The 12,489-nt window shown below is 37.8% G+C and carries 13 protein-coding genes; 8 read left to right on the top strand and 5 right to left on the bottom strand.

Going from position 1 to position 12,489, the window contains the following annotated elements:
- Positions 1-144: 144 nt before the first annotated feature.
- Positions 145-522: a hypothetical protein gene (locus P2W73_RS15185; protein ID WP_276502918.1), complete on the top strand. Its 378-nt coding sequence runs from the start codon at positions 145-147 to the stop codon at positions 520-522.
- Here the strand turns inward: P2W73_RS15185 and P2W73_RS15180 are convergent.
- Positions 479-2,008 (bottom strand): glycoside hydrolase family 32 protein, encoded by a 1,530-nt coding sequence (locus P2W73_RS15180; protein WP_276502917.1) that lies wholly within the window; start codon positions 2,006-2,008, stop codon positions 479-481. The genes P2W73_RS15185 and P2W73_RS15180 overlap by 44 nt on opposite strands.
- A gap of 187 nt (positions 2,009-2,195) precedes the next feature.
- On the opposite strand from P2W73_RS15180, the gene P2W73_RS26520 reads away from it, so the two are divergent.
- Complete coding sequence (locus P2W73_RS26520; protein WP_369127526.1) at positions 2,196-2,402, top strand: MGH1-like glycoside hydrolase domain-containing protein; 207 nt, start codon at positions 2,196-2,198, stop codon at positions 2,400-2,402.
- 542 nt (positions 2,403-2,944) lie between these two features.
- Complete coding sequence (locus tag P2W73_RS15175; protein ID WP_276502916.1) at positions 2,945-3,775, top strand: NUMOD4 domain-containing protein; 831 nt, start codon at positions 2,945-2,947, stop codon at positions 3,773-3,775.
- A gap of 71 nt (positions 3,776-3,846) precedes the next feature.
- On the opposite strand, the gene P2W73_RS15170 is transcribed toward P2W73_RS15175, so the two are convergent.
- From P2W73_RS15170 to P2W73_RS15155, 4 genes are all read right to left on the bottom strand, one after another.
- Positions 3,847-4,371: a hypothetical protein gene (locus P2W73_RS15170; RefSeq protein ID WP_276502915.1), complete on the bottom strand. Its 525-nt coding sequence runs from the start codon at positions 4,369-4,371 to the stop codon at positions 3,847-3,849.
- Positions 4,372-4,685: 314 nt separating this feature from the next.
- A complete protein-coding gene (locus P2W73_RS15165) occupies positions 4,686-5,174 on the bottom strand; it encodes a hypothetical protein (protein WP_276502914.1) in 489 nt (162 codons plus the stop codon).
- 7 nt (positions 5,175-5,181) lie between these two features.
- Entirely contained in the window at positions 5,182-5,727 is a 546-nt protein-coding gene (locus P2W73_RS15160) for a hypothetical protein (RefSeq protein WP_276502913.1), read from the bottom strand.
- Between the two features lie 408 nt (positions 5,728-6,135).
- A complete protein-coding gene (locus tag P2W73_RS15155) occupies positions 6,136-6,435 on the bottom strand; it encodes a hypothetical protein (RefSeq protein WP_276502912.1) in 300 nt (99 codons plus the stop codon).
- A 641-nt stretch (positions 6,436-7,076) separates the two neighbouring features.
- Here P2W73_RS15155 and P2W73_RS15150 point away from each other — a divergent pair.
- The 5 genes from P2W73_RS15150 (at position 7,077) to P2W73_RS15130 (ending at position 12,475) form a co-directional block, all read left to right on the top strand.
- The gene (locus P2W73_RS15150) at positions 7,077-7,646 is read left to right on the top strand and encodes a GNAT family N-acetyltransferase (RefSeq protein WP_276502911.1); all 570 of its coding nucleotides are present in this window, start codon (positions 7,077-7,079) and stop codon (positions 7,644-7,646) included.
- Positions 7,647-7,657: 11 nt separating this feature from the next.
- A complete protein-coding gene (locus P2W73_RS15145) occupies positions 7,658-9,847 on the top strand; it encodes an ATP-binding protein (RefSeq protein ID WP_276502910.1) in 2,190 nt (729 codons plus the stop codon).
- 199 nt (positions 9,848-10,046) lie between these two features.
- Positions 10,047-10,616 carry a Crp/Fnr family transcriptional regulator gene (locus tag P2W73_RS15140; RefSeq protein WP_276502909.1) on the top strand — a complete coding sequence of 190 codons (570 nt, stop codon included), beginning with the start codon at positions 10,047-10,049 and terminating at the stop codon, positions 10,614-10,616.
- A gap of 69 nt (positions 10,617-10,685) precedes the next feature.
- On the top strand, positions 10,686-12,029 hold the full coding sequence (locus P2W73_RS15135; protein ID WP_276502908.1) for a hypothetical protein: 1,344 nt from the start codon (positions 10,686-10,688) through the stop codon (positions 12,027-12,029).
- 14 nt (positions 12,030-12,043) lie between these two features.
- Positions 12,044-12,475 (top strand): hypothetical protein, encoded by a 432-nt coding sequence (locus P2W73_RS15130; protein WP_276502907.1) that lies wholly within the window; start codon positions 12,044-12,046, stop codon positions 12,473-12,475.
- Positions 12,476-12,489: the final 14 nt, after the last annotated feature.

Here is a 12,489-nt window from a genome sequence, read left to right as displayed (position 1 = left end):
CACCGGCAAGCGGAAATCATTTACAAATTGAAGCGCAGCCGGTCGTGGATAAAGCGGCGGATAACAAAAAGAAAATTACATTTGAAAACTCTAATTAACCCTGGCACTAAAATAAGGGGAGCTTACACTTCCAAACTAAACCGCATGAATGGTTTAAAAAGCAGCCGGGACGTTTTGTGCACAGCACATCAAGGACATGGACAAGTGACCGGCGACGATGAAGTAATGGGAGAAGGTTCGATTGATTTTACCAGCATTATGCCTGATACAAAGCTTGCCGGAGCAAAACATATATACGTAGAACAGCGCGGCAATTTTAAACCCAATTCAATGAGTTGTGTAAAACGAAGCGCCAGGTTTGTGAAGGATGTATTGTACAAAAACCGTAAGTCCGAAAGTCGGAAAGTCCGGACTCCCGGACTTTCCGATTATACCACCTTTTTCCTGGTGGCGTTAAGTCCTTTTCATCGCCTATTTTCTACTTCCATATCCTTTCAACGTTTGAATAACTTAATTCAGTGAACCTGATTCCACTTGTTGATTGAATGGAAACTTTATTCATGGATTTATTGGAGAAAAAGATATCAGTCATAACGGTAAGGCCATTATCTGCAAATAATTCTGCTGAAGCAGCATCAATCAATAAAGTAGCATCTGTATTTTTATATGTTGTGAGCCGCGGTGCTGTATGCTTGTTCCCAAAGCCATTATCAAATCCGGTTTTACCGGTTTTGCTCCTGTCGATGTAATACTGATTGGCTTGTTTATCATACCCTATTACCAATTCTTCACCCAGGTCGTTGGATAGCACAATTGAATAATCTTCCAGTTGTTCACTTTTCAATTGAAGCAAAAACCGGCCATTAAAACTTTTTACCTTTCCTGATAAATCAAGGCTTCCATTTATAGCAACATCCTGGAACGACTGAGTATTATTAACAATGTTGTTCAATTCTTTTACTGGTTCCGAGGCGAGGAAAAAAGTATTTGCTATCGATTTTAGTTTCAATACCCGGGGAAAAGTATGCGCTCCCCGCCATGGTCGTGTAGGAACTTTCATTGCATACTGCCAATTGTTCATCCATCCTATAGTAATCGTCCTGTTTTCAACATTGGACCATGTAACCCCGGCATAATTATCGGTACCATAATCCACCCAATGGGTTTCCGCTTGTTGCGAACTAAAATTCTTGCCGTCAAAGTTTCCCACGAAATACTGAGTAGCTGAACCTCCATTAGGACCTCCTGGGTTCATACTTACCAGTAACACCCATTTCTTATTGTTCACATTTCCATCAGCAGGTAGTTCCAAAAGATCCGGACATTCCCACACACCCCCGTGGGATCCTGCTTTTTTTCCAAATTCACTTTCTTTTGTCCAATTTTTTAAGTTGGCAGATGACCAGAATTCTACATGATCCTGCACCGCCAATGACATGATCCACTTTTGGCTTGGCGTGTGCCACATTACTTTAGGGTCTCTGAAATCCTCAGGAATACTATCTCCTTCTTCATTTTTAATGATTGGATTCCCACTGTATTTTGTCCATGTTCTTCCCTTATCCGTGCTGTATGCCATGCTCTGCTGCTGTTTAGGACTTGTGCTGGTATATATTGCTATCAATGCATTGGCTCCAAAACCAGCAGAATTATTTTTGTCAACAACTGCACTGCCTGTGAAAATAAGACCCAGGCTGTCACCATCAGGCATAATTGCTTTAGGGTATTCTTTCCAATGAACCAGGTCTGTCGAAATAGCATGGCCCCAGGACATGTTGCTAAATACTTTTTCATACTGATCGTGCTGGTAGAACAAATGGTACTCTCCATCAAAATAAACCATCCCATTGGGATCATTCATCCAGTTCCTTTGCGGTGAATAATGAAATTGAGGTCGGTGCTCTTCCTGGTAAATTTGATTTTGTACAGGCTGTGTGTTTACTTTACAAGCGGCAAAAACCAGTAACAGGCCCGCTGCAGCTAATAGGATAATCTTGTTTTTCTTCATAATTGCAAGAATTGTTTTTTAAAAATTTGAAAAGACAATCTAAGTCTCTATAATTTTTTTCTATTTCAATTCTGTTTCATTTGGTTACAAAATTGTAACTATTTTAAAAAATTGACTTTATTAGCGATCAGATTATGATAAAAAGGCGTTTTAATTTTCAAATGTTACTTTTTTTATTGCTTTCTATTTGTTTCCGGATAAATATTTTCACAGGCTATGCACCGGGTTCCCACCCTTTCAGCCCGATGACCCTGCTTTTGATTCGAATGGAGAGTATTGGAGAGGGGCCGTATGGGCGCCAACTACCTACATGGTCTTAAGAGGACTTACAAACTACGGGAAAGACTCACTGGCATATGAGATCGCTTTAAATTATCTGGATAAGATTACCTAGTCTCCCTAAATGGTCTCAAAAATACTACCCAAATCTTTTTGAATTCCTTTCAGGCTGCACATTTCTGAACTGAGTGCAGCGAAGCACGAAACGGGATGAAGTGGAATAAGTGTAGCGTGGCGGATGTGTTCCCGCCTGCAGAGAGGGCCAAGTGTATGGGGGCTGGACCATCCGTAGGTGTTGTGCTGATAGCCACTTAGGGAACGGAAGAAAGTGTAGTGCACAGCGAAACCGAAGGAAGAATTGTGCAGCCGTTGAGTCTTAAAAAGCTTTGCGGCAGGCTGATTTCAGCGGGGATGTGTGAGAGGGGAAATCACCTGGGGCGGTGCAGTTGTTGCAAGACAAATAAAAAATAAACTCGATGCTTGCAAGGACTGTACCGGCCTGCCGCAGGGCAAAAATGAATCTGTATTGGTCAAATCCTTTTGTATTTCTTAAAGGGTCATGCTATTTTTAGCCGAATTTTCATAGGATAAGATTTGATGATTAATGTTTTTGATTAGGCTCCGACATTCCGGAGTTTTTTAAATTTTGTACTCCGCATGAGACTTAGCGAAAAAAAATATCCCTTTCTGAATAAAAATTTAAAAGACCTCCCCGGTGAAAAATGGAAGGAAATGCCGGATTGGGACAACTATGAAGTCTCAAATTATGGCAGGGTGAAATCAACTGGTCAATGGATTTCCCTGAACTTCGGTAAGGAAGGCTATAAAAAAGAAAAAATATTGTCGCAGCAAGTCATTACCATTGAAAGTCCTTTCAACGGTGATACTTTAAGTTATCTTGCTGTGGGTGTACAGGAGAATAATTATCGAAAAGTATTTCGTACAGCCCGGTTGGTGTATTATTTATTCGTGAAAAAATTTCCAATAGAAGATATAAAACAAATCATACAATATAAAGACGGCAACGGCTTAAATATTCATCCTTCCAATCTCATCTTGTCAACCAATAGCAATAAGATGAAAAATATAGTGGCGAATGGACGAACTCCACGAATACAAAAAGTAACGCAATTCAGTCTTGATGGTAAAAAAGTAAGAACCTTTAACAGCATGAATGAAGCAGCGGTGGCAATAAGTGGTCGGTCTTCCCGGATATATGCTGTATTAGATAAATGGCCGCACTATTATAAAGGGTATCTCTGGCAGAACGGAAATCGAAGAAAAACAACCCCGCTTGCGGCACCGTTAACGAATTATCCCAAAAAAGTAATAAAGTATTCACTCCAGGGCAATAGGCTTGCTGTATTTGCCAGCCTGAACCAGGCAGCCAAAAAGGTAGGCGCTACAAACTCTAACCTACGCAAAGCCCTGAATGGGAAATGTAATACATGCAGGGGTTATAAGTGGAAGTGGGGAAGCTTACGTTGAGGTTTCAGTTTCTTTTTGCTGCTGAGATATATTCGTCAGCCAGCATAGCAGAAACCATGTTGGCCGCCGTCTTAAAATATGCTTTTATACATACACAACATACTTTCAATGTCCGCACACGAAAGGTTTGAACTTCGAATTGGTTCAGGAAACGTCTCCTTTTTGATTGTTGAACCTTCAATTTTCCCCAATATTTTTTCTGCACCTTCTCTTGTTCCGGCATGCAAATAAACTTTGTCTGGAAAAAGACCTAAATATTCGCCAATCCTTTCTGCTGCATCATAGATTAGCATATCACCAATGCCGTCAATTTTAGATCCGACGTTATTAATTATCTTAAATAGCGTATCAAAATTATCAGCATCACGAAGTTGTTGCTCTTTGGATTGAAGGTGGTTAGAGAATATCTCCATGTCTTCTTTTTTCAAGCGATGTTGGTGAGAATGTCTTTTCCCATCTGCGTCTTCACTAATGCATGCAATGTAAATTGATTCAGAAAGATTTTTCTGGTTTTTGCAATGAAGAATGCAGGTGTCAGGATTGCTCCGTCTGTATTCTTTGTATTTAAAGATAGCTGCTTGAATATTTCCGTTCATGTTTAGGAGCTTTTTAATGGCGGCCAACTTCGGGGCTTGCCGTAGGGGCTGATATTCCGTGTTACGTCAGACCGAACAGAAGCTCATAGTTGTTTGACAGTTGAAGTTAAGATATGTTGCCGGTATTTATTCGTTAAGCCCGGACTATCGATGAAGGTTGTTATGCCGATGAGTTTTTTTTCGTCAGCCAGCCTTGCGGCAAACCTCACTGTTGGCTGTATGTGCCTTTGTTATGTCACACGATATGAAAACTCTCTCTGCGTAAAACAAGTTCCTGATAAATGATTTGTCATACGATGAACTAAAACGATATGTCAATCGGGCTTACTGCACTTCCATTGTAGCATTTGTAACATCAGCATTAGGACTGCTGCTACAGTTGCTCCGGCTGACCAACGTATTGCATTTTTAGATCTTATTTTAGTTTCGTCATAATCAAATACCTTATTTCTTAAATCAATTATTTCCAAGTTTGCTTTTTCTAAACTCAAATTTGTATCTGCATCTTTTTGTTGACGATAATAAGTATATGGCCTTTGTGAAAAATCGGCTGGTAGTCTTTTAATGAAATTAGTTCCATCTGAATTAATCCAGTAATTATGTATCGTTTGACTTGCACCCAAACTTTGTTGTGTATTTTTTTCTTTCCCTGCAAATCCAATGTCATGTATTGTGTTTAATAACATGATAGGGTTAGCCTTACCAATGTCAACCCTTTTTTCAAAAGCGGATGGGAATATATATTCATCGTCCATTGTGTATAGAAACATGAAAGTCTTATCAAGTAATTCAGTTTCGGTCATAATTCTTTTAATTGATCTTTACATTTTTAAATATTCCTTCGGTTATAGTAAGTTTCTCTGTACCGCCAATAAGTGTAGCACTTGCTGAAAAGTTTCCATCAACATATCCATTTTGAACTTTAGTGATTTGTACTTGTGCAAAGTCGCCACTCTGTCCGATGTATTCTTTTTTAGTGACTATAGGATTTGGGCTTGGGCCGATATATGTGGTTATACCTAATCTGGAAACAGGCCATGATATATTGCCTTGTCTTATTGGATACTGACACTGATAATTATCAACGGCAATTTCCGTGTGCGTAGTTGAAAGCAATAATAGGTCAATAAATTCATCTGAACTTCCGCCAGCAAAAAGACTATAAGTAAGGGTATATGGGACTATCGGGGGAATGCCTTTTGTAATTCTAAATTTATCTACTGCATTAAACGAACGAGAAACACCATTTACTTTATAGCTGATTGATTGTTGCGGAGAAGTAATTACGCCAGAAGAATTAGAACTACAGTACGTAAAAGTTGTACATATAATAAAGTATATAATCACCGTTTTCACATCATTTGTTTTTAGTTTATAAATATTATAACGTCAGCCGAAAATATATTCGTTAAGCCCATTTGTGATCCGTCTGCCCGGTTATTGCTTAAAGTTTGTAATCTGGCATAATTGCATTGCAAGATTTAAAAGCAGAGGACTATCCTATTACATCACCTACCCTTGAACAGGTTGCCGCAATGGGTGAGGCGTTTTCCAAATCCTTTATTAAAGAACTGTCCACCTGCGTTAGGTGTAATATGTAGCGGTCTCCAGATGGTGAGTTTAATCCTGTTACATCTCCTAATGGGGGATGTGTATTGATTTAACTCATTACATATCCACTTAACTGAACATAATTGTCTGGGTCAAATTTGTCAAGCACTGGTAAATATTTTTCTTCATCATAAAACTGAATACATCCTGTCATTAAAAAAATCTCACTATCTTTTGATCTTTTGGGCTATGGTTTATAAATTCAATTAACTTTTTATTTTTATACCCCAAGTTATTTGATAACAATGGTTCCTTGCCCTGAACGTAAATAGCAATTTTCAAATAATCGTTATCAACTATTTCTATTTTCAGCGTTGCTTTGCAACCCTTAACATACGGTAATAAATATTTTGATAATTCCCTATGAATTTCGTGATGTTGATATTGATATACCAACATGCCTTCTACCATGTATAGAAAATACCCTCTTTGAAATGCTTCGTGAATATTCATGAGTCATGTTGTATGTCCATTCGTGTTATTATCGTTAATAATTTATTCGTCATCCCATCAATACTATGGCACCCCCCACTACGAAGCATAAGGTCGATAGGCATTACAGCCACGAGTGTATTTGCGAAATAGTAAGATAAAAACTTTCTCGAATCTTCCCAAATATGGCGTATTTGCGAAAGTTGCTTAGTACTCTGCAAAAAAGTGTCACGTATACTTTTTACCGAATCATCCAAAATATTTTCAGGCTGAACATATCTGACAGAGATAAGCCGGGACGGAGCAGGATCCATTATCCACCTGAGAAAGCGTAAATCAGCCCGCTTATTTGAAGCCTGATGCATTAATATTCTAAAATATGTAAGATCCAAAAGAACAATTAGTATGGAACTAAGAGGATTTCTAAACTGTGCAATTTAGTTCTGGAGGAGAATTGGCATTTATTGAAATTTGAATAAAATATCCAACTAGTCTATTTTTTATATAAATTGAAGTCAATACGGAGCAACGAACTTGTTTGCTTGCTGTCAAAACTAACTATCACCCCACCACGTATTAAGCCCCTCCGCCAGTAAGAGCAAGTATAACCATTTATATAAGGGAAAACTCTTATAACGTCCGCTATTAAATTATGTTTAGGTATGATAAAAGCTGATTATAAAGACAGGGAACTTATTGTCAACATTCTGACTAGTTCTTTTGACGACAATAAAAGTGTCAATTACATTATTAAACAAGATAGTAAAAGAGCCAAAAGGTTGAGAAGCCTAATGGAGTATTCATTTGATGTATGTTACTTGTTCGGCGAAGTCTTTTTAACGGATGACAAAAAAGCTTGCGCCCTGATCGTATTGCCTGATAAGAAAAAAACAACATTGAAATCAATTATGCTGGATTTAAAGCTAATTGTTTCATGTGTCGGTTTACTTAATATCAAAAAAGCATTGAACCGCGAATCTGTAATAAAAAAAAATCACCCCAAAGGATTGATGCACTATTTATGGTTCATAGGGGTGGCTCCAGGGGATCAGAATAATGGAATCGGAAGCGGACTGCTAGGAGAGCTAATACAGGAAAGTGCCGTTAAAGAAAGACCCATCTATTTAGAAACTTCTACGCTGAAAAACATTCCCTGGTATGAAAAGTTTGGTTTTACGGTTTATAACAAACTTGACTTTGGGTATAAATTATTTTGTTTGAAGAGAGATTAAAGAAACGGGTTATGATATTGCCAGGAACTGAAATGCATATTATCACATTTATTTTTGTGTGTATAGAAATGGTGATTCTTTTCTACCTGCTGATCTATCGACTGGCAAGACCAGACGATAAGAAAGCATATCTGAACATTATCTTGATTTCCCTTCTTATATTCTATAATGTAAGTGGTGGCTTACTTCCTGATCCTAATTTGCCAGGCTCTTATTTTTTACAGGCGTCAATTGCTTATGCCGCAGGATTTATCACTCCTTGCTTTTTCCCTTACTATGTTTATAAAGCCTTTGATTTGGAAAAGATGAAGTTTCATGCTTATAGAGGCGTTTACCTGTTCCTGATTTTTCCTTATTTAATTTTCGTTGCCGTTCTTGGAATATCAAATGATCTTGATATTGCTAAGTATCTGCTTATTATTCCTGTTGTTTACGCGGTTTGGGTAATCTATTCACTCGCAAAGGCAATACGTTTCAAATACAAGAATAATTTCACAAGCAAAGAATCGAAGGAAGAAGTAGCTGTACTTTTTTTAAGTCTAACTCCATGGGTTGGCTTACCGGTTATAGATTTCTTTAATTTGGGACAAGCTGTTGAAGCTTCTTTAACTAATGTGGGGTTTTTGCTTTTGTTGGCATTACAGGTAAAAAGGCATATAATAGAAATGAGGAGAGAGCATCAAAGCCTTATAGAATCTGAAAAACGCCTTTTAAACTGGAACACCAGCTTAAAGAATGAGGTAGATAAAAGAACAAGAGAGTTGGAGAAGATTAATGAGCAACGAGCTAATACTTTTGTTAACCTGGCTCACGAAACAAAAACTCCACTTACTTTAATTAATAATTATTTAGATGACTTTATCGCCAGGCAGGAAAAATCTGAAGAATTGACTTTCATAAAAAGGAACCTCGACAAATTAACTGCTGATGTTGTAAATTTATTTGATTTAGAAAGATTCAACAAGGGTTTTAATGATTATAGTCGTTCTCACGTTTCCAATTTTAGCGAGATATTGAAAGATAGCCTGGTTTTATTTCGGCAATACTCCAACAAGAAAAATATACAAATAAAATCGCATATTCAAGATGATCTCCTTATCAAGGCAAATCCAATTTCAATAAACCGTATAATAAACAACCTAATGGAGAATGCTATTAAATTCTCTATGGAAGGAAGTGCAATAGACGTTGTATTACATAGTGAGAGAAACAAAATTACATTCTCTGTAAGAGATTATGGTATTGGTATTCCTGCAGAACTCCACAAGAAGGTATTTACTCCCTATTACCAAATAGCGAACCCGAAACGGAATAATGAGGGAATGGGCCTGGGTCTGCCTATTACAAAAAAAGTTATCGACGATTTGAATGGTTCGATACAGATAATAAGCGATCCCCAAAAAGTTAGAGGAACGGAATTACGGGTGATATTGAATCAACATACGCTTTTAGAAAAGGAATTTATATCCGCAAATTTTCCGGATACTTCTGTGCCGGACAGGATCGAAAAAATTGTAATACATGAAAATATTTTTGATCCAGCTAAGCAAAGCATATTGCTGGTTGAAGATAATCCGATGATGATAAACTATCTCTTTAAGAAGCTAAACCACAGCTACAACATTTATACGGCCTTGAACGGCAACGAGGCCTTAAGAAAATTGAGAGCTCTTTCGACTTTGCCCGACTTGATAATAACTGATGTTATGATGGATAAAGTTGACGGCTATAAATTGGCCGAAGTTATTTCAAAGGATATAACCTATAATCATATTCCTTTTATATTTATTTCAGCTAAGTCTGAAAAAAGTGATGTACTCCATGGACTGGGGCTTGGGGCAATTGATTTTGTTCAAAAACCTTTCTCAATACAGGAACTTTTGCAAAAGGTGAAATCTATCCTCACCAATTCCAGCCGTCAAAAAAGAGCAATTTTCAGTGCTGCTTTTAATTCCCTTTCAAAATCAGTCGACAGAGATCCAGTGTATGAAAATGATAAATTTGAAAAAAGCTGCGAACTATACAATTTGACCTCACGGGAGATAGAGGTTGCCCGTTTAATTTGTAAAGGCTTGCCTCATAAAGAAATTGGTGAATCACTATTCATTTCTGAAAGAACGGTAGCCAAACACTCCCAAAATATCTTTGAGAAAGTTCGGGTATCCAATAGGCTGGAGTTGTCCCATATACTGGAAGTTTAGTACAGACTTTTCGCCATAACCATTGAAAATAGTCATTTCTGCGTAGGTAAATACTATGTTTTGCGTATATTCTTTTTTGCCCGCGGGCTTGGATTTTGCTTCTTAGTAAACGATTTAAAGGCGGCAATTGGTCCTGCCTTTCCCAATTTCATATTAATAAAGCTTTTTATACTAAGCCCCTAAAAAGGAGAATTGAACTATGGAAACATTGTTAGAGTACCTGAGCTCAATACATCCCATGTCTCAAGGTCTGATAAACTATCTCGGCGATCATCTAAAGGCAAGGCAATTGTCAAAAAGGAACTACCTTCTAAAAGCCGGACACATCTGCCGCACAGTTTGTTTTATTGAAAAGGGATTGCTCCGATGCTTTTATATAAAAGGAGATAGCGAGGTGTGTTCCTGGTTTATGAAGGAAGGGAATGTTATCTTTTCTATTGAAAGTTTTTACCAGCAAAAAGCAAGCTACGAGTCAATACAGGCATTAGAGGATACTACTGTACTTTTCATTACTTACGAGGAATTAAATCATATCTACAAAACGTTTTCAGAGTTCAACTTCGTTGGTCGTGTACTCACAGAAAAATACTATACCCTTTGGGCACAGCAGTTATATGCACTACGTATGCAGCAGGCCCATGAAAGATACAAATGGCTAATGGATAATCATCCTGAACTTATATTGAGAGTCCCTGCAAAATACATAGCTTCTTATCTCAGCATAGATGAGACAACATTAAGTAAGATAAAAAATCAACGTAAGAAATAATTTCTTGGCAAATGCCAATTCGAATATGCTTTTCACAACCTTAATTTTATAATGTTAAAAATCGGAACCATGAAACACTTGATCCTTATTCTAAGTATGGCCACATTAATGATGGTCTCTTGCAAAAAAGATTTAACTGAAGGCTCAGAGCATTTTATTTTCCTTAAGAATGTAAAAAGCTCTTTAAAGGATAGCCTTGGATCGGCTGATTTTCAAAACCTGGACTTTTCAAGGATTGTCCGTACATACATTATTGACGGAAACATAACACTTGTCAGAATTCCATTTAAAGAGAAAAGCATCCTTAATGAATTTGTGTTAGTTCAAACACAAACAAATGGAATCATAGAAAAGGGTAGGATTATAAATATAAATGGAACTGTTTCCAAAAGTCATCAATATAATGGATCGGTAACCATAACAAGTTTGCATCGAAAGAAACTTATAAACTCAGCTATTACCAAAGGAAAAGTTGACGCATTTGTAGGAACCAAAATTTCTCTAAAAAGTGAGTATGTTGTTCCTGATCCTTATGTAGAGTTGCCGGAAGTAATAATTGTCTCTACTTATTCTTCCGGAGGAGGAGGAGAAGTTTCCTGGTCAACGTGGATGTCCTTGCAAAGTTTCTTTAGTGAACCTTCAGGTGGTGGAGGTGGTTCTGGATGGTACAGCAGTGGTGATCCATATGGTGGCGGTGGTGGCGATGGAGGAGGTTCTGGTGGTGGCGGAGGAGGGACAATAACAACTGAAGAGCCCATAGAAATAGATTTTGAAAATCAATATGACGATCCTGCGATACAGATAGAAAAGTATATGAAGTGTTTTACTAATATTCCGGATGCTGGCGCTACAGGTTCAATTGAAATATTCACAGATTTGCCTGTTAATGGCGATCCCACAAAGTTTTTTGATTGGGAAAACGGCTCTCCCGGTCATACTTTTATCCAGCTACGAAAACAAAACGGGACTCAGTCAGTTTCACAGAATATAGGTTTTTATCCTGTCTCTGGATGGAAAACAACCCTTACACCGGCGCCTATAAATGGTAAGTTTGTAGATAACCAGGGACATGAATACAATGCTTCAATTAAGATCAACTTGAATGCCGCACAAATACAGACGGCTGTTACCCAAATACTCTACCTCGCTCGGTTCGTTAGGTATGATATTGACGATTACAATTGTACAGATTGGGCATTGAGTGTTTTCAATGAAGCTGTAAAAGTGGAAGAACAGATCTCTGATATTCCACGATATGATATTCCGGGTGGTATGGCCCCTAAAGGGACAAGTATGCCCCAGGGATTGTACATAAAACTACAACAAATGAAGCAGGCAGGCGGGTCGCACGCTGCAAATATCAGCATACCTTTGGTTGGGTGGGTAGGTCAAAGTGGTGGCCCTTGTAACTAATAAAACTTAATACTATGAAAGCAATTAAGATTATCACACATCCGGTTTTATTGATCCTGAGTTTTTTGTTTATCCTGATCAGCGGTCAGCATCTTGGCGGATTTTATTTATTGTATTTATTACTAGCTCTACCACACGGAGGTATCCATGCTCTGACAGCAGTTGCGGGGATTCTGTTATTGGTCTTGACCTATATTAAATTCCACCGGGAAAACAAGTTTATCATAGAAGCAATTCTGAATATCATTGGAGCAGGGCTTCTTGTATTGTCTCTGGTTCTGTTTTTTTATAGAGATAGGCAGGGATATAATTCAGCCACCTTTGAGCAGTTAGTACCACAGATCACTCTTATTCTTTTTGGGGTGCTGACTTTCTCTTTTATCATCAATAATATAGTACGGTCTTTTTCCAGGAAACCATTGAATGGTAATCTATCCATCACATAGGATTGATTATTTCA

The sequence above is a fragment of the Terrimonas pollutisoli genome, assembly GCF_029360765.1.
GTDB classification, from domain to species: domain Bacteria; phylum Bacteroidota; class Bacteroidia; order Chitinophagales; family Chitinophagaceae; genus Terrimonas_B; species Terrimonas_B pollutisoli.
This window is presented reverse-complemented; position numbering and strand designations above follow the sequence as displayed.

Coding starts and splice junctions, on each gene's coding strand:
- P2W73_RS15180 (WP_276502917.1), bottom strand. CDS start 2,008: ATGAAGAAAAACAAGATTATCCTATTAGCTGCAGCGGGCCTGTTACTG.
- P2W73_RS15155 (WP_276502912.1), bottom strand. CDS start 6,435: ATGAATATTCACGAAGCATTTCAAAGAGGGTATTTTCTATACATGGTA.
- P2W73_RS15145 (WP_276502910.1), top strand. CDS start 7,658: ATGATATTGCCAGGAACTGAAATGCATATTATCACATTTATTTTTGTG.
- P2W73_RS15140 (WP_276502909.1), top strand. CDS start 10,047: ATGGAAACATTGTTAGAGTACCTGAGCTCAATACATCCCATGTCTCAA.
- P2W73_RS15130 (WP_276502907.1), top strand. CDS start 12,044: ATGAAAGCAATTAAGATTATCACACATCCGGTTTTATTGATCCTGAGT.
- P2W73_RS15135 (WP_276502908.1), top strand. CDS start 10,686: ATGAAACACTTGATCCTTATTCTAAGTATGGCCACATTAATGATGGTC.
- P2W73_RS15170 (WP_276502915.1), bottom strand. CDS start 4,371: ATGAACGGAAATATTCAAGCAGCTATCTTTAAATACAAAGAATACAGA.
- P2W73_RS15165 (WP_276502914.1), bottom strand. CDS start 5,174: ATGACCGAAACTGAATTACTTGATAAGACTTTCATGTTTCTATACACA.
- P2W73_RS15175 (WP_276502916.1), top strand. CDS start 2,945: ATGAGACTTAGCGAAAAAAAATATCCCTTTCTGAATAAAAATTTAAAA.
- P2W73_RS15150 (WP_276502911.1), top strand. CDS start 7,077: ATGATAAAAGCTGATTATAAAGACAGGGAACTTATTGTCAACATTCTG.
- P2W73_RS15185 (WP_276502918.1), top strand. CDS start 145: ATGAATGGTTTAAAAAGCAGCCGGGACGTTTTGTGCACAGCACATCAA.